The following is a 19,391-nucleotide window of genomic DNA, read 5'->3' on the forward strand; positions in this document are numbered from 1 at the left end:
CGCGAAACCCAGGAATCAGATCAGGCGGTCGAAAGCACCATGGCCCAATAGGGCTGGTTTCCGGAAGCCGGATTCCGCATCACCGCGACACCAAGCCCGCTGTAGTTCGGTCCCAGCATGTTTTCCAGATGCTTGGGCGAATGGTACCAGGCGGCATAGACCTTTTCTGCGCTGTCCTGGCCCATGGCGATATTCTCCGCCGCCGGCAGGGCGACGCCCTGCCCCTTCATGCGCTCGAGAAAACTGTCGCCCATGCCGATCAGATGGGACATCTTCCCGGCCTTGGCCATCCGGCCGGCCTGCGCAAGTGCTGCCTGCGCCGCAGCCGGGTCGCGCGCGAGCGGCTTGAGCCCCTCCTGCTCTCTCAAACCGTTGACGTATCCGAGCGTCGCATCCGTCTGGTCGCTGCCATCGCCGCTCGGGGTTACCTTGGGCGTGCCGCAACTGGCAAGAAAGCCGAGCGAAAGAAACGCCCCAGACCGCAGAAGAGTGCGCCGGGAGGCGAGGAAGTTCCGATCGTCCATATTACCGCCGGTAGCTGAGAATGCGCAGGATGATGAAGACCGGAATGACCACGGCCGCACCGAGCAGCAGGTAATCTCCGATGCGGCCGAGCGCCGCGAAGCCGGAATGCCAGAGGTCCAGAATGAAGTCTCGGACCGTGTAGAGAATGCCATAGGGCGTCCAGCCGAACACCGCCATGAGGAAGCCGACGATGATCGACACCACCAGCAGCTTGACGATCACCCGGCCGGGCGTATCGCCCAGAAACTTGTTCACTCCATCGGCCATGGCCCATGATTCTCCTGTTTTGCCTGACATAAGCCGCCACGGCGCCGCTCGCAAGCCACGAAGATTGGCGAGACCCCTTGCCGAGCCAATCGTCGCTTGCCATTTTTATCCTCGCACGCGACAAGCGGTCAAAGCCCAAGGGCACAATCGAGGCGCAAAAGCATGAACCTCAACCAGCTTTCCTCCGGCGACCTGATTGCCGACCGCCGCGCCGAATATGCGCATATGCTTGCCGACAGCGGCGACCATACCGGCGCCGCGGACCTGATGTCCCAGGCACTCGAGCTTGTTCCCGATTGGCCGGCCGGCTGGTTCCGCCTCGCCGACTATCAGGAGAAATCCGGCCGCAAAGAGGCGGCGGTCGCGGCGCTCAAGAAAGTTCTCGAGCTCAACCCTGACGATATTTTCGGTGCCGGCCTGAAACTCGCCCTGCTTGGCGGCGCCGAGACGCCCGAGCAGCCTTCGAGCCTCTATGTGGCGCAACTGTTCGACGACTATGCCGACCGCTTCGAGACGGCGTTGCTCGAAAAGCTCCACTACACGGTTCCGGAAAAACTCGCCGCCTTGATTGCAGTCGATGCGGGCAATGATCGCTTCGCCCATGTCATCGATCTTGGCTGCGGCACCGGCCTGTTCGGCGAGCGCATCCGCGACAAGGCGGATCATCTCGAAGGCTTCGATCTCTCCGCCAACATGCTGGCCAAGGCCGAAGACAAAGGCATTTACGACCGGCTTGCACAGGCCGACCTTTCCCTGCCGCCGGAACGTTCCGGCCTGTTTGCCAAGGGCAAGGCCTCCGAAAACCGTGCCAACCTCGTCAGCGCTGCCGATGTGCTGATGTATCTCGGCAATCTCGACAGCGTCTTCGTCATCGCGTCGAAGCTGCTTGCCGATGGCGGCCTGTTTGCCTTTTCCGTCGAGGATGGTGGCGAGGAAGGCGACTTCGTTTTACGCGAATCCCTGCGCTATGCACATTCGGAGAGCTACATCAGACAGCTCTGCAAGCGCTTTGGGCTCGAAATCCTCGAAACCCTCAAAACCACCATTCGCAATGATGGCGGAAAACCGGTCTCCGGCATTCTTTTCCTTACGAAAAAACCGGGCTGAACGAACTTTTCTTGCGAAGTTGAAATAGGTCAGCATTGCTTACATATTTCGCTTGATCGAGACGACGCAAATCCCGATAATTGCTGCATTGCACACAGGCGCTGCTTTCGAAAAGACCGCCGGCGCGCTCGTACTTCATTCATTCCCGTCATCGCCGTCCGGACCCGCCCGGGCGCATATCTTTTGCCGTCTCGGAGATCGCGCCATGAGCCTTATCAATGCCCTTGGTTTCTGGAACACCAGTGCAACGCGCCACACGCCGATCGAGGATGTGCAGGGCATCTTCTCCGGCAGTCTCGTTGCCGCGCTTGGCCTCTATGTGCTCGCCAGCGCCGGCCTTTTGACCGGCAGCACCGCCGGTGTCGCCTTCCTCCTGCATTATGCGCTCGGCATCAATTTCGGTCTCGCCTTCTTCCTGCTCAACCTGCCGTTCTTCTACCTCTCGTGGAAGCGCCTCGGCCTGGCCTTCACGGTGAAGACCTTCATCGCCATCGGCATCACCTCGCTGCTCACCAACGTCCAGAGCCAGGTGCTGCAGATCGCCAGTATCCACCCGGCCTGGGCAGCACTTCTCGGCGGCCTGTTGCTCGGTTTCGGCGTGCTCGCACTTTACCGCCATCGCGCCAGCCTCGGCGGCGTCGGCATTCTCGGTGTCTATCTGCAGGAACGGTTCGGCATCCGCGCCGGCCTGGTCCAGCTTGCCATCGATCTCTGCGTGCTGGCCGCCGCCTTCTTCGTCACCACGCCGCCGGTCGTGTTCTATTCGGTGCTCGGCGCCGTCGTGCTCAATCTGTTTTTGACCATCAACCATCGCGCCGACCGCTATATCGCGCTGTAGTCCTCTTCTCCCCAGCGGGGTGCTTGATGCCCTCGATAGTTTCTTTTGCGTTGATTGCTCTGCTTAGGCGCTTTTCTTTGCGTTCCGGCCTTGCGACAGCCCGTCGCCGGCGTAATATGTTTTGTAATACAAAGGAGGCGGCGATGGCCACACTGATGAACTTCCGGCTCGATGATGACCTCAAGGAGCGGTTCACCGAAGCAGCCGAGACTAAGCACCAGACACCGAGCGAAGCGATGCGGGAAGCATTGCTTCTCTACATCAAGCGCGTCCGAAACGAGCAAATGCGCGATGCTGCCGGACGGATCAGGGCTAACAAGGAAGATGAAGAAGACGCAATGCGTTGGATCGAAGCGCACGGTGTTGGCCTCGATGATTGAGCGTGGAGCCATTTACCGGATGGCCGAACGTGGTGTTTATACGGGCAAGCCTCATCCAGTTGTTGTGATTCAGAACCCAAATGTCCGTCTGGAAAGCGTGATCGTTGTTCCGTTGACTTCGAATGAAGCTCAATGCGAGCCAATCCGCATTGCTATCGACCCGGTGCCCAACAATGGGCTTGAGAAGCGTTCCTATGTGATGTGCGACAAGGTTCAAGCAGTCCGTGCGAGCAGCCTTGTTGAGCCTCCAATCGGCAATCTGCCCGCTGCAGTGCTCAAGCAGATACAGGACACCATTTACGACCTGATCGATGAAGGCGTGCCGCTGGATTAAATAGATCGAGAACAAGAAGTTCTCGACTGCCCAGCCGAAGGGATAATGGCGTCCCACCGGTTTTCACGCATTTAGTGACACCCCGCAGCGAGGCGGCTGCATAATCCACGGATGGATAAGCAAACAAACCCGCGCTTGCGTTTGGCAAAGCGGAGGATAGAAGGGAATTTTGAAGGGCAAGGGACACGGCGACAATGATGGCAACACCGACAAAATCCGCCTTCGCGGCACTGATGGCTTCAAGCGCCGAGCGTCATTCGCTGGCCGACGACGTGCAGGGCGTCGTCTCCGGCAGCATGCTTGCCGTGCTCGGTATCACGCTGCTCTCCAGCGCCGGGCTGTTGACCGGCGGCGTGCCGGGCATCGCCTTCCTCATCCACTACGCGACGGGCTTCAGCTTCGGCGCCTGTTTCTTCGCAGTGAACCTGCCCTTCTACTATCTCGCCTTCCGCCGCATGGGCCGTGCCTTCACACTGAAGACCTTCACCGCCGTCGCCCTCACCGCGGCCCTGTCGGAAGTTTTGCCGCGCGCACTGGGGCTCACCCATGTCGATCCGCTCACCGGCGCGCTGTTCGGCGGCCTTGTCATCGGCGCGGGCCTGCTGGCGCTCTTCCGCCACCGTGCCAGCCTCGGCGGCATCGGCATTCTGGCGCTCTATATCCAGGACCGCTTCGGCTGGCGCGCCGGCTTCATCCAGCTCGGCTTCGACTGCGCCATCGTCGCCTGTTCCTTCTTCCTCGCCAGTCCCTATATCATCGCCTGCTCGATCGCCGGCGCGCTGGTGATGAACATCACGCTGGCGGTGAACCATCGCAAAGATCGCTATATCGCGATGTGAGGGACACGCCGCGCGCGTATGATTTGCCGAAAGTCACCTTTGGTCCGAAGTGGACTGGCGTTCATTCCTGAATTCTGCAACCGTTGATATTATTATCAGACAAGCAGAGGCGCCAATGCAGCAAAGTATCGCCCTTATCGCCATCGTCGTTCGCGACTACGACGAAGCAATCGACTTTTACGTCAACAAATTGGGGTTTTCACTGGTTGAGGACACCTATCAACCAGAGCAGGATAAGCGCTGGGTTGTCGTCCGGCCACCGGGAAGTGGCAGCACCTCGTTGCTTTTGGCACGCGCTTCCTCGGATCATCAAGAGACATCCATCGGCAACCAGGCCGGCGGCCGGGTCTTCCTCTTCCTGCAGACTGACGATTTCTGGCGAGATCACGCCGCCATGGTGAATGCGGGAATCCGATTTACGCGCGAACCGAAGCAAGCCCCATACGGCATCGTCGCGGTGTTCGAGGATTTATACGGAAACCTATGGGATCTCGTGCAGTTCACGGATGGCCGGTGAACCATCGCAAGGACCGGTGTGAGCGCGTCCCGCCCGACCTTCAGACGTTGGCGTCGCCGCAAACTATCCTGCCTTTTTCAGCTGGTCGATGGCATTCAACGCATCATAAGGAGACCACCCCGCATCGACGGCAGCTTCCACCAGCTTGGTTTCCACTTCCTGCTCGAGCTTCTGATAGAGCGGCTCGAGTGCCTCCTGCACGGTCAGGATATGCTCGTCGGGTGGAATGACGGTTTCACGAGGTGCTGACAACGGCATACCCCTCTCCTTCCTGATTTTTTGCAAGAATAGTACCAATGCGAAGAGAGAGGAAGTGTTCCCTTACGGGTCGGCGATTCCTCAATTGCGGCACGATCATTCTCCGGCTCGCGCGGCAATGCGCGGCCGCGCAAACCGCGCTCTTCAAATCCCCGCCGTTTGATCTACATTTGTTCGCGTGAACCAGATCGATTCCGCCGCGCGCGCAGAAACCTCGCTATCCCTTCCCCCGCCCTTTCTGCACTGGTTCGCGGACAAGGGCTGGCAGCCGCGCGCGCATCAGCTGGAGCTTCTCTCCCGCGTTGAGGGCGGCGAAAGCATGCTTCTGATCGCGCCGACCGGGGCGGGCAAGACGCTCGCCGGGTTTCTCCCTTCGCTGGTCTCGCTCACAGGGCGCGGGAAAATCCCGCCGGACTCGGCCTTCACCGGCATCCACACGCTCTATATCTCGCCCTTGAAGGCGCTCGCCGTCGATATCGAACGCAACCTGATGAAACCGGTCGGCGAGATGGGGCTGCCGGTGCGCATCGAAAACCGCACCGGCGACACGCCAGCCGGCAAGCGCCAGCGCCAGAAGCTCAACCCGCCGGATATTCTCCTGACGACGCCGGAGCAGGTGGCGCTGCTGCTTGCCAATGGCGAGGCCGAGCGCTTCTTCAAGGACCTGAAATATGTGGTGCTCGACGAGTTGCACTCGCTCGTCACCTCCAAGCGCGGCCATCTCCTGTCGCTCGGCCTTGCGCGTCTCAGAAAACTGGCGCCCGGCCTGCAGGCGATCGGCCTTTCTGCCACCGTCGCCGAACCGATGGACCTGCAGCGGTGGCTTAGCCCCCAGAAAGCGGGCGAAAACAATCATGCCGGGCTGATCACCGTGACCGGCGGCGCGCGGCCGGACATCTCGATTCTGCGCACCGAGGAGCATGTCCCCTGGGCCGGCCATTCCGCAGCCTATGCCATCGGCGACATCTACCGGGCGATCGGCGGACAGAAGACCACTTTGCTCTTCGTCAACACCCGCAGCCAGGCGGAGCGGGTGTTCCAGGAACTCTGGACGATCAACGACGATAATCTGCCGATCGCCCTTCATCACGGTTCGCTCGACGTCGCCCAGCGGCGCAGGGTCGAGGCGGCGATGTCGGAAAACCGGCTGCGCGCCGTCGTCGCCACCTCGACGCTCGATCTCGGCATCGACTGGGGCGATGTCGACATGGTCATCCATGTCGGCGCGCCGAAGGGCGCCTCGCGTCTTGCCCAGCGCATCGGCCGCGCCAACCACCGCATGGACGAGCCGAGCCGCGCCATCCTGGTGCCGGCCAACCGCTTCGAGGTGATGGAGTGCCAGGCAGCGCTTGACGCCAATTATATCGGCGCGCAGGACACCCCGCCGGTCGGCCGCGGCGCGCTCGACGTGCTCGCCCAGCATGTGCTCGGCATGGCCTGCGCCGCCCCGTTCGATCCCTTGGCGCTCTACGCGGAAATCACCAGCGCCTCGCCCTATGCCGATCTCACCTGGGAGACCTTCGAGCGCATCGTCGATTTCGTCGCGACCGGCGGCTATGCGCTGCGCTCCTACGAGCGCTACGCCAAGATCCGCAAGACGCCCGAAGGCCTCTGGCGTGTCTCCAACCCGCTGATCGCCCAGCAATATCGTCTCAACGTCGGTACGATCATCGAATCGCCGATGCTGAATGTCCGCATGGTCAAGCGCAACGCCCGCGGCGCGCTCGGACGCGGTGGCATGCCGCTCGGCAAGGTCGAGGAATATTTCCTCGAAATGCTCTCGCCGGGCGATACCTTCCTGTTTTCCGGCAAGGTGCTGCGCTTCGAAGGTATCCGCGAAAACGAATGCCTCGTCAGCCAGGGCTATACGCTCGATCCCAAGGTTCCCTCCTATGCCGGCGGCAAGTTTCCGCTGTCCACCTACCTCGCCCAGCAGGTCCGCAAGATGCTGGCCGATCCCGCCCGCCATGCGACCCTGCCGGACCAGGTGCGCGACTGGCTGTCCCTGCAGAAGGATTTTTCGATGCTGCCGAAGGAGGACGAGCTGCTGATCGAGACCTTTCCGCGCGGCAGCCGGCATTACATGGTGATCTACGCCTTCGAGGGGCGGCTTGCCCATCAGACGCTCGGCATGCTCTTGACGCGGCGGCTCGACCGCGCCGGGCTGAAGCCGCTCGGCTTCGTCGCCACCGACTATTCGCTGGCCGTCTGGGGCCTGGAGGACCTGGGCGTTGCGTTCAAGACCGACCGCCCGAGGCTTGCGGACCTGTTCGACGAGGACATGCTCGGCGACGACCTGGAGGCCTGGCTCAATGAGAGCTTCCTCTTGAAACGCACCTTCCGCAATTGCGCGGTCATCGCCGGACTGATCGACCAGCGCCATCCGGGCAAGGAAAAGAGCGGGCGGCAGGTGACGGTGTCGGCCGACCTCATTTATGACGTCTTGCGCAGCCATGAGCCCGACCACATCCTGCTCGAGGCCACCCGCAACGACGCATCGACCGGGCTTTTGGAGATCGAGCGGCTTGGCGATATGCTGTCACGAATCAAGGGCCACATCACCCATCGCCCGCTGACGCAGATTTCGCCGCTGGCCGTTCCGGTCATGCTCGAAATCGGCAAGGAGGCGGTCGGCGGCGAAGCGCAGGATTTCCTGCTTGCCGAAGCTGCCGACGAATTGTTTGGCGAGGTAGTGGTAGGGCATTGAAATCAACTCTAAGCCGGAACCAAATGCACCGCATAGCCCACGCCATCGCCGCCCTGCCGGACAATCCGGCGCTGTCTGCCCGCACCGTGATCAACGGCGTGGCGGCCGTCTGCGATCCGCTCGGCGGCCTCTATCTGCCCGATCTCGACATTCTCGTGGTCTCCGACCTGCATCTGGAAAAAGGCTCGGCCTTTGCCCGCCGCGGCATGCTGCTGCCACCCTATGATACGCTGGCGACGCTGCGCATTCTCGATGCCATCATCTGCCGCCACAATCCGAAGATGGTGATCAGTCTCGGCGACAATTTCCACGATCGCGTCGGCTCGGCCCTGATGCCGGAGCTTTTCCGCCAGATGATCGAGACCATGGCACGCGGCCGCGAATGGATCTGGATCAACGGCAACCATGACCCGGACGGAACCACCAGCCTGCCCGGCTCATCCGCCGACGAACTCCACTACGCCGGCCTTGTCTTCCGCCACGAACCGGCTAAGGACGCCGCGGCCGGCGAGATATCCGGCCATCTCCATCCGGCGGCAACCGTCACCCGGCGCGAAAAAAGGGTCCGCCGCGCCTGCTTCGCCACCGACGGCAAGCGCCTGATCATGCCCGCCTTCGGCGTCACCACCGGCGGCCTCGACCTGCGCCACCAGGCTATGCGCGGCCTGTTCGACCACCAGAGCCTCGTCGCCCACATGCTGGGGCGGGACAGGATTTACTCGGTCAAGTTCGCGAATTTGCTGGGGTAGAAATGCAAGCTCTTCTGCGGTCGCGCCTGATGTGCTAACTGTTGTTAACAGTTGTTACCTTTCTGCGAGACCGGCGATGGCGAGCTTTGCGCTGAACGAACACTACGAGCGCTTCATTCAAAAGCAGCTCGAATCTGGCCGCTACAACAACGCCAGCGAAGTTGTGCGGGCCGGCTTGCGGATGCTGGAAGATTTTGAAGCTGCACGCGAGCGTTGGCTGCGAGAGGAAATCCCCTCACGGCTGGAGGATATCCACCAGAATCCCGAAAATGCTGTCTCTCTTGAGGACGCGTTTTCCCGGCTGGAGGCGCGGCATCAAGCACGGGTCGCGAAGACAAAGTAGGCTATGCGCTACCGCGTTCTCCTCCATCCAAAGGCCGAAGAAGAACTCAACGGACTCTACGACACATTGGCCGAAAGAGCTGGTCCCGCAACCGCATGGACCTTCGTCGCCGGCATTCGCGCATTCTGTTCCGAGTTATCTGACTTCCCGGAACGCGGCACCGAGCGCGTCGAGTTCATGCCGGGGCTGCGTATCATCGGCTACCGGCGAAGCGTGAGCATCGCCTTCACCGTGCAGGCCGACGCTGTCGTCATCCTCGGCATATTCTATGGCGGCAGGAATTTTACCGCCGAGACGTTTGAAGATCGGTTTTAGCCGAAGGCAGGCGACTTCACCGGGGGCCTGCCGGAAGCTCCACCTCTACCCCAAGCGGCTCGAAATGTCGCATGTTTTCAGTAACCACGGTCAGATCAAAGGATTTGGCGGTCGCGGCGATAATGACGTCGCCAAGCCCCGGATGCCGGCCTTGTCCGATCGCCTCGTCCTCGATTTCTCCAGCAGCCAGCGCGACCGCGATATCCATCGGTAGAATACGGTCGTCAAAGGATGAAATAATCCCGTCGAGCCATTGCCGAAGCAGATGCGATTTGTCGGTGGCGCCGCGACGTTGAAGGCTCCTGATCCCCTTCTCGATTTCGGCAATTGTCATTGCAGAAAGAAACAGCGCATCTGCCGCGCCCTGCACACGCATCCATTCCTTCAGGTCTTCCGACAGGGCCGGTTTGCCCGGGGCAAATTTGGAAACGACGTTGGTATCCAGAAGATAGCCGCTCACAGATCGGCATCTCTCATTTTCGACGGATTGCGCTCCAGCTCAACACCGCCCGGAAAGGCCATGAGATACTCGCCGAAATTCGGCCGGGTCTTTTTCATGATCTTTTTAGCGGCTTCGGCGGCCTCGATGCTGACGAGCGCGGCAACCGGTTTTCCGTGCCGGGTGATCGTCACGAACTCCCCCTTGATCGCCTCATCCACCAGGTTCGAAAATCCGGCTTTTGCATCTCGCAGACTGACTGTCGACACCTACGCCTCCTTGTAGTCATTAATGACCACATTATATCAGCACATTGGGACGATCAATAGAGCGTCTTCCCCTTTCACCCCGCAGAGTTCTCTATCTCATACCGCAGAATAACGCCACCGGACTGTAGCGGCCGGGATTCAAGCAGCTTGAGTGGCTTCTGCCGGTCGGCGGGCTTGAAGAGCGGCGTTCCCTGCCCGAGCAGAACCGGCACGACGCAGACCATGATCTCGTCGATCACGTCATCCGGCAAAAGCGAGGCGACCAGTTCGGCACTGCCGAAGATGTAGATGTTCTTGTCCGAAGCCTGTTTCAGCCGCTTGAGTTCGGCGGCAACGTCGCTGACGACACGGCTGTTGTTCCAGTCCGCCGTTTCCATGGTGCGCGAGCCGACGATCTTCGGCAGCGCGTTCATAAAGGTCTTGATCTCGATCTCGTCCTCCGTCGTCGTCCAGTGGGCCTTCATGCCCTCATAGGTCACACGGCCGAAAACCAGCGCCTCGGCCTTGCCGCCGAGTTCCTTGCTCAGCGCTTCCAGCTCCGGCCCCCAAACAAGCATGTGGAAATCCAGGTCCCACTTCTTTGCGCCTTCGAAATAGCCGTCGAGCGACATCAGATTCCAGACGACAACCTTGCCCATCTCGCTTCCTCCTCCGATAACAGATTTCGTTTTGCAACTGGTTTTACCGTAAGAAATCCGATTGTAAGATGCAAGCGGTTTTTCTGCTGGCAGACCACGCGGACGCACACCCGTTTTGAGCGTTTCAAAGCGGGTGTGCGGTAACGCAGATGTCTAAAATTATGTGTGGCCTCGCGCTATCGGCGGGTCTCGCAAAGCCACATCGCATGGCTGAGTTCCGGATCTCTCCGGAAAGGACGCGCCAGGCGCGGCCGGATCGTGCGGCCTGCTAGAACGCGTTGAACGTCAGCGTCGTCAGCGACCGGTTGATGCCGGGGACGGTGGCGATATTGTCGTTGATGAACTTGCCGATGTCCTCGCCTTCCTCGATGTAGATCTTGATCAGCAGGTCGTAGTCGCCGCTGGTCGAATACATCTCCGAGACGATTTCCTTCTTGTAGATCACGTCTGCAACCTCGTAGGTCTTGCCAGGCGCGCATTGCAGCTGGACGAAAATCGGCTTCATCGGACAATCCTTTCATCGGCCTTTCATCGGCCTGCTTGTGGCCTTTCGATGGCTCGCGATGGAAATAGCCTGTTTTTCCGCTGCGGCAAACCCGTGTCAATCGCGGCGGAAGACGATGCTTGCCAGCCAGCCGGTGACGACGGCGAGAAGCACGGCGGTAATGCCGTAGAAAAGCGGCGATTCGTGCGCTGCGCGTGTGATCGCCTGTTCGAGGCCCGTCTTGACGACGCGCAGCGGCAGCGCCTTGGCAGCAACGAAAACACCATCGCGGAAGAGATAGGCACGCACGATGTGAACACCGTTCGGCACGTCGGCTGGCAGGCGCACCGAGGCCTTGAACAGGCTCGAGCTGATGAACTGAACGCCGCCTGGATCGCGCTGGTAGACGCCCGTCGTTTCCTTGAGGCGCCGGAAGGCGTCGCGGAATTCGGTGAGATTGCTGCCGTCGCCGATATAACCGACCGGCGTCAGCGGCATGTGCGCGACACCAATGCCCATATTGTTCATGTCGCCGGGCGGTGCGATCGTCTCGATGTCGCGTGTGCTCGACAGCGAATAGGATTCCGGCACCAGCTCGAAGGTCATCGAATTGGTGTTGATCCAGATGCCGAAGACGCGCTGCTTCTTGCGCACCGTGGTGTTTTCCTTCGGTCCTTCGAGGGCCACGACGATGTTGTACCTGGCCTGTGCCAGGAGGTTGGTATCGAAGCCATCGATGGCGCCGAAAATCGTCAGGTCCGCGCCGCGGAAATCCGAGGTGATCGAGATCTCGTCGGTCGAGATGCCGATGTCGAGCTTCTCGGTAAAGTCCATCGGCTCGGCGCGCGCCACGACCGGCGCAGCGAAAATGAGACCCAGCAACAGAATTCGCGAGAGGATCCGCATCAGAAGCCGAGCCCCGCTGAAACAACCGAATAGATTTCCTTCGGCGGGATGATGAGTTCAATGGCAAGGCGGATGCCGACGGCCAGAACCAGGAGCGCCAATAGCGCCCGGAGCTGCTCGCCGCGCAGCCTTTGGCCGACGCGAACGCCATATTGCGCGCCGATCACGCCGGCGATCATCAGCACGAAGGCGAGCACGATATCGACCGTATAGTTGGCGGTCGCCTGGACGATCACCGTATAGGCGGAAACGAAGACAATCTGGAACAGCGAGGTACCGACGACGACACTGGTCGGGATGCGCAAAAGATAGATCATCGCCGGCACCATGATGAACCCGCCGCCGACACCCATGACCGAGGTCAGGATGCCGATGCAGAAGCCGAGCGTGGCGACCGGGATGACGCTGAGATAAATCTTCGATTTCTTGAACCGCATCTTCAGCGGCAGTCCGTGGATCCAGTTGTGTTGCCCCGGCTTACGCAGCGTCACCGTCTCGTTTCTCGACGCACGGCGCAAGGCGATGATGCTTTCCCACAACATCAGTGCGCCGACCGTGCCGAGCAGAATCACGTAGGCGAGCGAAATGACAAGGTCGAGCTGGCCTATGCGTCTCAGAAGCGCGAAAAGCCAGATGCCGAGGGTGGCGCCGGCCAGACCACCGCAGAGCAGCACCGTCCCGAGCTTGATGTCGATGGTGCCGCGCCGGAAATGGGTGATGGCGCCGGAAATCGAGGAGGCGACGACCTGGTTTGCGCCGGTGGCGACCGCGACGACGGGCGGGATATTGTAGAAGATCAAGAGCGGCGTGATCAGGAAGCCGCCGCCGACGCCGAACATGCCGGACAGAAAGCCGACGGCAGCCCCCATGCCGAGAATGATCAGAATGTTCACCGACAACTCTGCAATGGGCAGATACACCGTCACGGCCAGGACCTCTAAATATGCCAATAGCCCGCAGGGCGGGCGAAAACGTCAGAGTGGCAAGTGATTCACCACGGGAAATTTGGAATGGAACAGGTCTGAAAACCAATTCGAAATTGCGAATTCAACGTCGTTCCGTCATGCGCCCCGGGGTTACGCCTGTCAACCTTTTGCAAGGTTGAGCCTAACTCGTGGCATCCGTCCTTGTCCGGCTGGTCTGCGGCATTATTGCGGCCGCAGACGCCGTTCTGAAACTTAGCCGGTCAAAGCGATGCCTCTGTGTCCGAATGGACACGGAGGCGCCTTAGCCATTTCGCTTCAGGAGTTCCTTGACCAGCGCATCGGTGATCTCACCGGTCGGTTCCTGGCCGAGCGATTTCTGGAAGGCCTTGATGGCAGCGATGGTCTTCTTGCCCATCTCGCCGTCCGGCTTGCCGGCATCGAAGCCGTTGTTGTTGAGGATGGCCTGGATGTTGCGCAGCGCCTTCTTCATGTCGATCGAAGCGGTCTTCACACCCTTGCCGACCCAGGTGTCGGGCACATCGACCGAATTGGCCTCGGCGTCGAGCGGCGTCAGCTTCCAGGTCTCGAATTTCGCCTTGGCACTCGTCAGCTGTTCCGCACTCAGGGCCTTGGCCACCTCGTCACGTTTCTGGCCGGCATCGGCGTCTCCGTCGCGGGCGGCAACGGCGAACCACTTGTAGGACTGTTCCAGGTCCTGTTTCACGCCGTTGCCGCGCGCGTAGAGGATGGCGAGGTTGAACTGGCTGTCACGGATGCCACGATCGGCCGCCATGGCGAACCATTTTCCCGCGCCGGCAAAATCCGGAGCCGAATCTCCGCCGCTTGCCAGCATGACCGCGAGATTGTGCATGGCGCTGGCATTGCCCTTTTCGGCAGCCTGCTGGTAGAGCGTGCGCGCCTTGTTCAGGTCGCGGGCAACGCCGGTGCCCTTTTCATAGAGGCTCGCCAGCCGGTATTCGGCCGGAACGACGCCTGCGTCGGCAGCGCGCTGATACCACTTCGCAGCCTCGGCAAGATCGGTCTTGACGCCGCGCCCCTCGGTGTAGACAGCGCCGACCTCGAACAGCGCCAGCGGATCGCCCTTCCTGGCGGCTTCGACCAGAGCTTCCGGCTTGATCTCGGCGGGAACGACGATCGCCGTGCCGGTGCCGGCGGGGGGCGTCAGCGTTTCAGTCTGGGCCACCTCGACCATTGCACCGCCCAACCCGGTGGCCGTGTCGGTGGGCGTCACCGTGGCCACGGGTGAAAGCTTCTGCGCCGCGCCAGTCACCGTTTCCGGTTTTGCCTCCATCGCCTCGGGCAGCTTCGCCTCCGTCACAGCGGTTTCCGGCTGCACCGTCCGCGGCTCGGCGGCTATAGGTTGGTCGACCTTTGCTTCTTCCGGGCTTTCTTCCAGCTGCGGCTGCAGCGTGCTCAGCGGCTCGATGTCGTTGTCGCCGGCCTCCGTCGCCGCGGCAATATCGGCAGTTTCCGGCGTTTCGCTGGTCAGCGGCTGCTCGATGGCAGCAACGGGCGCTTCGACGGCCGCCCGGTCGCCGCGGATCAGCGTGCTGACCAGCGGATAGGACATGATCGCCAGAAGCACGGCACCGACCGCCATCAGGATGGGGCGGCGATGGCGGGCAAAGGCACCGCCAATAGGAGATGCGGCCGCACCGCTCTTGCCGCGGCTCAGCGTATCGGCTTCTTCGGCGGCGAGCTGGGCGGCGCGTCTCGCGGCGGCGATGAAATCCGCCTTGTCCGCTTCGCTCGGCGGCGCATTGCGGTCGGTCTGCGCGGCCCGCACGCGCTCCAGGATCTTCTTGACGTCCGGCACGCCGGAGCCGGGCTCCAGCAATTGGTTGGCCACTTCTGGTTCGATGGCCTCCGATGCGTCGATCGACGGCGCCGGATCGACCACCTGACGATCCACGGCGCGCGCTGGTTCACTGCGCTTGCCGGAGAACCGCTTGGTCAGACCGGCGAGAAGGCCGGTCTTGACGGCCGGCGCTGCCGCCGTCTTCACATCGTCCTGATACACGCTGGCCGGTTCGGAAACGAACTGAACCGCTTCCGCAATCTCATCACGCGATGCCAACGCCGGATCGGCCTCAGCTGCGAGCCCATACATGTCGCGCTTCAGTTCCTCGTAGCGGCGTCCGAAATCAGCCTCGGCGAAGGGCTCGTCCTCCATCTCGAAAGCCGGTTGCGCCGCCTTCGGCATGTGCGGCTGGCTGTCCTGCCCGCGCGTGCCAAAGGTGCGCGGGGCTTCCTCGCGCTCGAAGCCGAGTTCTTCCAACCGCTCGAGCTTCTCGGCGATATGAACCAGCGTCTCATGCAGGGCGTCGAAGGTGCGCGCGGTGCGCTCCTCGCTCGAGCGGCTCAGCTCTTCGAGAACCTTGAGATCGTCAGCAAGCGCCGAGATCGCCGCCATGTCCGCTCCGCCGGAGGCCGTGTGTGCAGCACCGTTCCTGGCGTAGGCCTCCATCACCGCCTCGGCGGCCTGGCGGGCCGCCTCGATGATATATTCGTCACTGGTCGCCAGATAGTCCTCGAGCGCGCTCATCCGGCCTTCGAATTCGGCCGGAACGGCGCCTGAGCTCGCCTCGCGCGGCTGGCTGACGAGGCTCGACAGGTTGGCGATCTGATCCTGCAGGCTGCGCAGGATCTCGCTGTCGTCGTAAGGAGCCGCATGGGTTTCTTCGAGACGGATGGCGATATCCGACAGCTGGCCTTCGAGCCGGGCGAAACGGTCGTCGCCGGCATAGGCGGCCGATGGCATATCCAGCTGGTCGATCCGGCGGGCGAGATCGTCGAGACGCTCGGCGAGCGCGTCATTGACGGAACCCTGGTCGAGCGCATCGATCTTGCGGGAGATATCGGAGAGATAGCCTGTCAGATCCGGCTGGGCAGCAACCTTCTGCGAGCGCTCCAGCATCAGCGATAGCTGATCCAACCGCTCTTCAAGGCGCACGGCGGCTTCCTCGTTCGCCAGTTCCTCGACGCGGGCGGCGAGCGCCTCGATGCGGGCACCGAGACCATTGTCGGACGGGCGCTGCAGACTGTCGATCTGCCGCGAAAGGTCAGCGAGGCGGCCCTCGACGCGGTTCACGCCGGCGCTGTCGGGAGTGGCGGTGCGGCCGCTCGCAGCGATGGCACGGCTGATTTCATCGAGACGCGCATCGAGATCGACGAATTGCGCGGTCAAGCGGCGGTCGTCCGGCTGCATATGGCGGCCGATCATCTCGATTGCCTGGGCAACCGAAACCAGCTTGTCTTCCAGCGCATGCAAAGCCGGGCCGCTGTTCATCGAGCCGATTTGCGATTTGATTTCGTCGAGCCGGTAGGCCAGCGCCACCAGTTCGTCATCGCGGTTCGAATCGAAGGCATTCATCCGGTCTTCGACGCCGGTCCAGCGGTTTTCCATGCGGCGCACGCTGTCTTCGCGGGCAAGGCCGTCGATCATGGCGCGCAGTTCGTCAAACTCGACCTTGAGCGCGTCGGCCTGCGACGGCGACGCCTGCCGCCCGAGCTGGTTGATGCTGTCGGAAAGCTTCTGCAGGTCGCCGCGAATGTCCCCGGCCATCGACTGGTCCTGCGCCGCGTCGACCGTGATGCCACGGATTTCGCTGCGTAGCGCACTCATTTCGCGGGAAAGTCCGTCGGCGATGTCCTTCTTCAATTCCTGGCGCAGGCCGACCAGCGCCTGGGCAATCTCGGCCATCGCCGGATCCGGACGCTGCGGCTCGCTGCGGAATTGCTCCGAGCGCAGGGGGTCGTTGCGAACGGGCTCCCGGCGCAGGACTTCCTGACGCTGGGGTTCCAGGCGCTGAGATTCTTGACGGACCGGCTCGTGGCGCAGCGGCTCCCGGCGGACCTGTTCGTTGCGATAGGGTTCGCTGCGCAGCCCTTCGCTGAATTGCGGCGAAACCGGCACACCGCGTCCCGGCGGGACCTGTAACTGGGCAGGTGCTTCACGGCGTTCGTTATAGCCGCGTGGCTCCGCCCGATGCTGCGCACGTTCGCCGACACTATCGCGCTCGCGGGTTGCCGTCAGCGTGCGCTGGCGCTGCATGATTTCCGCGATCGGGTCGGGACGGGTTGCGGGAATATCGCGTTCGACCGCGCCGCGGCTGTGTGGATCACGTGCCGCGGTGCCCATCAATCCTTCGATGCGCGCTTCCAGTCCTTCGATCGTGCGGTTCAGCGCGTCAAGGGACGACCTGTCGCCATACGACTGGGCGTCAGGGCGTGGGGAATTTGATCGCGATCCGTTCATCGTTCGTCGCCTCTTTCATCGGCCTTGATCGGAATCCCGGCTTCAGAAAGGCATTTCCCCGCCTTCAGACATTCCGGCACCGACCCGGACAAAGCTGCAACGACGCGAAGACAGAACTGTTGCAGCTTTGACCATCTCAGCACGCACTTTCGGCAAACGTGGTAAATAAGCCGTTAACCAGACTGAAAATTTTTTAACGATTTCGGCGCATGCTGATCGCGGGAGGCTTTCAAACGGCGATTTCGGCACATCCATATTCCGGCCATCGATAGGATCGACCGGCAAAGTTATCGCTTCCATCAATTTTGACGTTTACGCAAACGTCAAAGTTTTGTAGCATGCTGAAAATGACATGGTGCGCGCCCAGGAGAGGCTTGCCCCGTGACATGGTTAAGGTGAGGAACACGAGACATGCCCAGCTATAAGGCCCCGGTAGAAGACACGCTTTTCATTCTGAACGACGTTCTCGGCATCGAGCGCTACAACAACCTGCCCGGCTTTGCCGATGCGACGCCCGACATGATCGAGGCGATCGTCGGCGAGGCGGCGAAACTGGCCGAGGAGGTGCTGTTCCCCGTCAATCTCTCCGGCGATCAGGAAGGCTGCAAGCGCAACGACGACGCGACGGTGACGACCCCGAAGGGCTTCAAGCAGGCGTTCGATCTTTATCGTGAAGGCGGCTGGCTCGGGCTTGCCGTACCGGAAGAATTCGGCGGCCAGGGCCTGCCCTACACGCTGCACACCGCCGTCGGCGAATATATGTCCTCGGCCAATATGGCGCTGACCATGTATCCGGGCCTCACCCAGGGCGCGATCGCCGCGATCCTTGTGCACGGCACCGATGCCCAGAAACAGACCTACCTGCCGAAGATGGTTGCAGGCGACTGGACCGGCACCATGAACCTCACCGAACCCCATTGCGGCACCGATCTCGGCTTGCTTCGCACCAAGGCAGTGCCTCAAGGCGACGGTTCCTACAGGATTTCCGGCCAGAAAATCTTCATCTCCGCCGGCGAACACGACATGTCGGACAATATCATCCACCTCGTTCTCGCCCGCATCGAAGGCGCGCCGGAAGGGGTGAAGGGCATCTCGCTGTTCATCGTGCCGAAGTTCCATGTCGAGGCCGACGGCTCGGTCGGTGGCCGCAACACGGTCTCCTGCGGTGCGATCGAGCACAAGATGGGCATCCACGGCAATTCGACCTGCGTCATGAACTATGACGAGGCGACGGGCTATCTCATCGGCGCGGAGAACAAGGGCCTGAACGCCATGTTCGTGATGATGAACGAGGCCCGCCTCGGGGTCGGCCTGCAGGGCCTGTCGGTCGCCGAAGTCGCCTACCAGAACGCCGCCAACTATGCCCGCGACCGCATCCAGGGCCGCTCGCTCTCCGGTGCCAAGGCACCGGACAAGAAGGCGGACCCGATCATCGTCCATCCCGACGTGCGCCGCGTTTTGATGACCATCAAGGCCTTCAACGAGGCTGGCCGCGCCTTCACGCTCTGGACAGCTCTGAAGTCCGACATCGCCCACCGCGGCGACAACGACGCTGACCGCCAGACCGCCGACGACATCCTCGGCCTGATGACGCCGATCCTCAAGGGCGTCTTGACCGACAAGGGCTTCGACCACGCCGTCATGGCGCAGCAGCTCTTCGGTGGCCATGGCTATATCGAAGAGCACGGCATGAGCCAGTATGTCCGCGACGCCCGCATCGCCATGATCTACGAAGGCGCCAACGGCATCCAGGCACTCGATCTCGTCGGCCGCAAGCTGGCGCTGAACGGCGGCCGAGCGATCACTGCTTTGTTCAAGGAAATCGGCGATTTCTGCGAGGAGAACCGTTCCGACGAGAAGCTGGTCACCTACACCAAGGGCCTGAAGAAGGGCTTGAACGACCTGCAGGCTGCGACCATGTGGTTCATGGGCAACGCCATGGCCAAGCCCGACAATGCCGGTGCCGGCTCGACCGACTACATGCACCTCTTCGGCCTCGTCGTTCTCGGCTACATGTGGGCAAAGATGGCAAAGACCGCGGAAGAAAAGCTGGCGGCGGGTGCGGGTGACCGCGAAGCCTACCTGAAGAACAAACTCGTTACCGCGAAATTCTTCATGGAACGCATCATGCCGGAAACCGCCCTGCGCCGCGCCCGCATCGAGGCAGGCGCCGACACCATGATGGCGCTGGATGCGGCAGCGTTCTGATTGCGCTTGCCTCTTCTCCCCAGCGGGGAGAAGGTGGCCCGAAGGGCCGGATGAGCGACTATC

22 protein-coding genes are annotated in these 19,391 nt (G+C 61.6%); 11 read left to right on the forward strand and 11 right to left on the reverse strand.

Features of this window, described 5'->3' with window-relative positions:
• Positions 1-20: 20 nt before the first annotated feature.
• Together ACSQ3F_RS03380 and ACSQ3F_RS03385 are read right to left on the reverse strand one after the other, a co-directional pair.
• Positions 21-524, reverse strand: coding sequence for a CAP domain-containing protein (locus ACSQ3F_RS03380; protein ID WP_436098926.1), 504 nt, complete (start codon positions 522-524; stop codon positions 21-23).
• A 1-nt stretch (position 525) separates the two neighbouring features.
• Positions 526-792: a DUF6460 domain-containing protein gene (locus ACSQ3F_RS03385; RefSeq protein WP_436098927.1), complete on the reverse strand. Its 267-nt coding sequence runs from the start codon at positions 790-792 to the stop codon at positions 526-528.
• A 162-nt stretch (positions 793-954) separates the two neighbouring features.
• Here ACSQ3F_RS03385 and ACSQ3F_RS03390 point away from each other — a divergent pair, with 162 nt between their 5' ends.
• From ACSQ3F_RS03390 to ACSQ3F_RS03415, 6 genes are all read left to right on the forward strand, one after another.
• On the forward strand, positions 955-1,899 hold the full coding sequence (locus tag ACSQ3F_RS03390) for a methyltransferase domain-containing protein (RefSeq protein ID WP_436098928.1): 945 nt from the start codon (positions 955-957) through the stop codon (positions 1,897-1,899).
• Positions 1,900-2,104: 205 nt separating this feature from the next.
• Complete coding sequence (locus tag ACSQ3F_RS03395) at positions 2,105-2,737, forward strand: YitT family protein (RefSeq protein WP_436098929.1); 633 nt, start codon at positions 2,105-2,107, stop codon at positions 2,735-2,737.
• A gap of 143 nt (positions 2,738-2,880) precedes the next feature.
• Positions 2,881-3,117, forward strand: a complete 237-nt coding sequence (locus tag ACSQ3F_RS03400) for a ribbon-helix-helix protein, CopG family (protein ID WP_436098930.1) — start codon at positions 2,881-2,883, stop codon at positions 3,115-3,117.
• Entirely contained in the window at positions 3,062-3,451 is a 390-nt protein-coding gene (locus tag ACSQ3F_RS03405) for a type II toxin-antitoxin system PemK/MazF family toxin (RefSeq protein WP_436098931.1), read from the forward strand. The genes ACSQ3F_RS03400 and ACSQ3F_RS03405 overlap by 56 nt, the downstream gene beginning before the upstream one ends.
• Positions 3,452-3,648: 197 nt before the next feature.
• Positions 3,649-4,290 (forward strand): YitT family protein, encoded by a 642-nt coding sequence (locus ACSQ3F_RS03410; protein WP_436102022.1) that lies wholly within the window; start codon positions 3,649-3,651, stop codon positions 4,288-4,290.
• A gap of 115 nt (positions 4,291-4,405) precedes the next feature.
• A complete protein-coding gene (locus ACSQ3F_RS03415; RefSeq protein WP_436098932.1) occupies positions 4,406-4,807 on the forward strand; it encodes a VOC family protein in 402 nt (133 codons plus the stop codon).
• Between the two features lie 63 nt (positions 4,808-4,870).
• Here ACSQ3F_RS03415 and ACSQ3F_RS03420 read toward each other — a convergent pair whose 3' ends face one another.
• The gene (locus tag ACSQ3F_RS03420; RefSeq protein ID WP_436098933.1) at positions 4,871-5,065 is read right to left on the reverse strand and encodes a hypothetical protein; all 195 of its coding nucleotides are present in this window, start codon (positions 5,063-5,065) and stop codon (positions 4,871-4,873) included.
• 178 nt (positions 5,066-5,243) lie between these two features.
• On the opposite strand from ACSQ3F_RS03420, the gene ACSQ3F_RS03425 reads away from it, so the two are divergent.
• From ACSQ3F_RS03425 to ACSQ3F_RS03440, 4 genes are all read left to right on the forward strand, one after another.
• Positions 5,244-7,772 carry a ligase-associated DNA damage response DEXH box helicase gene (locus ACSQ3F_RS03425; protein WP_436098934.1) on the forward strand — a complete coding sequence of 843 codons (2,529 nt, stop codon included), beginning with the start codon at positions 5,244-5,246 and terminating at the stop codon, positions 7,770-7,772.
• Between the two features lie 23 nt (positions 7,773-7,795).
• Complete coding sequence (pdeM, locus tag ACSQ3F_RS03430) at positions 7,796-8,521, forward strand: ligase-associated DNA damage response endonuclease PdeM (protein WP_436098935.1); 726 nt, start codon at positions 7,796-7,798, stop codon at positions 8,519-8,521.
• A 76-nt stretch (positions 8,522-8,597) separates the two neighbouring features.
• The gene (locus ACSQ3F_RS03435; protein WP_436098936.1) at positions 8,598-8,864 is read left to right on the forward strand and encodes a type II toxin-antitoxin system ParD family antitoxin; all 267 of its coding nucleotides are present in this window, start codon (positions 8,598-8,600) and stop codon (positions 8,862-8,864) included.
• A gap of 3 nt (positions 8,865-8,867) precedes the next feature.
• A complete protein-coding gene (locus ACSQ3F_RS03440) occupies positions 8,868-9,179 on the forward strand; it encodes a type II toxin-antitoxin system RelE/ParE family toxin (protein ID WP_436098937.1) in 312 nt (103 codons plus the stop codon).
• A gap of 16 nt (positions 9,180-9,195) precedes the next feature.
• Here the strand turns inward: ACSQ3F_RS03440 and ACSQ3F_RS03445 are convergent, their stop codons facing one another.
• From ACSQ3F_RS03445 to ACSQ3F_RS03480, 8 genes are all read right to left on the reverse strand, one after another.
• The gene (locus ACSQ3F_RS03445; RefSeq protein WP_436098938.1) at positions 9,196-9,639 is read right to left on the reverse strand and encodes a type II toxin-antitoxin system VapC family toxin; all 444 of its coding nucleotides are present in this window, start codon (positions 9,637-9,639) and stop codon (positions 9,196-9,198) included.
• Entirely contained in the window at positions 9,636-9,887 is a 252-nt protein-coding gene (locus ACSQ3F_RS03450; protein ID WP_436098939.1) for a type II toxin-antitoxin system Phd/YefM family antitoxin, read from the reverse strand. Before ACSQ3F_RS03450 ends, ACSQ3F_RS03445 begins: the two co-directional genes overlap by 4 nt.
• A 74-nt stretch (positions 9,888-9,961) precedes the next feature.
• Positions 9,962-10,525 carry a dihydrofolate reductase family protein gene (locus ACSQ3F_RS03455; RefSeq protein WP_436098940.1) on the reverse strand — a complete coding sequence of 188 codons (564 nt, stop codon included), beginning with the start codon at positions 10,523-10,525 and terminating at the stop codon, positions 9,962-9,964.
• Between the two features lie 268 nt (positions 10,526-10,793).
• Complete coding sequence (locus tag ACSQ3F_RS03460; RefSeq protein WP_349437134.1) at positions 10,794-11,030, reverse strand: Lrp/AsnC ligand binding domain-containing protein; 237 nt, start codon at positions 11,028-11,030, stop codon at positions 10,794-10,796.
• 96 nt (positions 11,031-11,126) lie between these two features.
• On the reverse strand, positions 11,127-11,915 hold the full coding sequence (locus tag ACSQ3F_RS03465; RefSeq protein WP_436098941.1) for a TIGR02186 family protein: 789 nt from the start codon (positions 11,913-11,915) through the stop codon (positions 11,127-11,129).
• The gene (locus ACSQ3F_RS03470; RefSeq protein ID WP_436098942.1) at positions 11,915-12,841 is read right to left on the reverse strand and encodes a sulfite exporter TauE/SafE family protein; all 927 of its coding nucleotides are present in this window, start codon (positions 12,839-12,841) and stop codon (positions 11,915-11,917) included. Before ACSQ3F_RS03470 ends, ACSQ3F_RS03465 begins: the two co-directional genes overlap by 1 nt.
• A gap of 301 nt (positions 12,842-13,142) precedes the next feature.
• On the reverse strand, positions 13,143-17,120 hold the full coding sequence (locus ACSQ3F_RS03475) for a peptidoglycan-binding protein (RefSeq protein ID WP_436098943.1): 3,978 nt from the start codon (positions 17,118-17,120) through the stop codon (positions 13,143-13,145).
• A gap of 42 nt (positions 17,121-17,162) precedes the next feature.
• Complete coding sequence (locus tag ACSQ3F_RS03480; protein WP_436098944.1) at positions 17,163-17,420, reverse strand: hypothetical protein; 258 nt, start codon at positions 17,418-17,420, stop codon at positions 17,163-17,165.
• A gap of 111 nt (positions 17,421-17,531) precedes the next feature.
• Here ACSQ3F_RS03480 and ACSQ3F_RS03485 point away from each other — a divergent pair, with 111 nt between their 5' ends.
• Positions 17,532-19,328 (forward strand): acyl-CoA dehydrogenase C-terminal domain-containing protein, encoded by a 1,797-nt coding sequence (locus ACSQ3F_RS03485; protein WP_436098945.1) that lies wholly within the window; start codon positions 17,532-17,534, stop codon positions 19,326-19,328.
• The last annotated feature ends 63 nt before the right edge of the window (positions 19,329-19,391 follow it).

The organism is Pararhizobium sp. LjRoot238 (assembly GCF_964252955.1).
Classification (GTDB): Bacteria; Pseudomonadota; Alphaproteobacteria; order Rhizobiales; family Rhizobiaceae; genus Pararhizobium.

Bases quoted from the DNA above. Each gene is read 5' to 3' on its own strand.
- ACSQ3F_RS03410 (WP_436102022.1), top strand. From the start codon at position 3,649: ATGGCAACACCGACAAAATCCGCCTTCGCGGCACTGATGGCTTCAAGC.
- pdeM (WP_436098935.1), top strand. From the start codon at position 7,796: ATGCACCGCATAGCCCACGCCATCGCCGCCCTGCCGGACAATCCGGCG.
- ACSQ3F_RS03480 (WP_436098944.1), bottom strand. From the start codon at position 17,420: ATGGAAGCGATAACTTTGCCGGTCGATCCTATCGATGGCCGGAATATG.
- ACSQ3F_RS03385 (WP_436098927.1), bottom strand. From the start codon at position 792: ATGGCCGATGGAGTGAACAAGTTTCTGGGCGATACGCCCGGCCGGGTG.
- ACSQ3F_RS03485 (WP_436098945.1), top strand. From the start codon at position 17,532: ATGCCCAGCTATAAGGCCCCGGTAGAAGACACGCTTTTCATTCTGAAC.
- ACSQ3F_RS03460 (WP_349437134.1), bottom strand. From the start codon at position 11,030: ATGAAGCCGATTTTCGTCCAGCTGCAATGCGCGCCTGGCAAGACCTAC.
- ACSQ3F_RS03435 (WP_436098936.1), top strand. From the start codon at position 8,598: ATGGCGAGCTTTGCGCTGAACGAACACTACGAGCGCTTCATTCAAAAG.
- ACSQ3F_RS03380 (WP_436098926.1), bottom strand. From the start codon at position 524: ATGGACGATCGGAACTTCCTCGCCTCCCGGCGCACTCTTCTGCGGTCT.
- ACSQ3F_RS03395 (WP_436098929.1), top strand. From the start codon at position 2,105: ATGAGCCTTATCAATGCCCTTGGTTTCTGGAACACCAGTGCAACGCGC.
- ACSQ3F_RS03405 (WP_436098931.1), top strand. From the start codon at position 3,062: ATGAAGAAGACGCAATGCGTTGGATCGAAGCGCACGGTGTTGGCCTCG.
- ACSQ3F_RS03440 (WP_436098937.1), top strand. From the start codon at position 8,868: ATGCGCTACCGCGTTCTCCTCCATCCAAAGGCCGAAGAAGAACTCAAC.
- ACSQ3F_RS03475 (WP_436098943.1), bottom strand. From the start codon at position 17,120: ATGAACGGATCGCGATCAAATTCCCCACGCCCTGACGCCCAGTCGTAT.
- ACSQ3F_RS03400 (WP_436098930.1), top strand. From the start codon at position 2,881: ATGGCCACACTGATGAACTTCCGGCTCGATGATGACCTCAAGGAGCGG.
- ACSQ3F_RS03420 (WP_436098933.1), bottom strand. From the start codon at position 5,065: ATGCCGTTGTCAGCACCTCGTGAAACCGTCATTCCACCCGACGAGCAT.
- ACSQ3F_RS03465 (WP_436098941.1), bottom strand. From the start codon at position 11,915: ATGCGGATCCTCTCGCGAATTCTGTTGCTGGGTCTCATTTTCGCTGCG.
- ACSQ3F_RS03390 (WP_436098928.1), top strand. From the start codon at position 955: ATGAACCTCAACCAGCTTTCCTCCGGCGACCTGATTGCCGACCGCCGC.
- ACSQ3F_RS03455 (WP_436098940.1), bottom strand. From the start codon at position 10,525: ATGGGCAAGGTTGTCGTCTGGAATCTGATGTCGCTCGACGGCTATTTC.
- ACSQ3F_RS03415 (WP_436098932.1), top strand. From the start codon at position 4,406: ATGCAGCAAAGTATCGCCCTTATCGCCATCGTCGTTCGCGACTACGAC.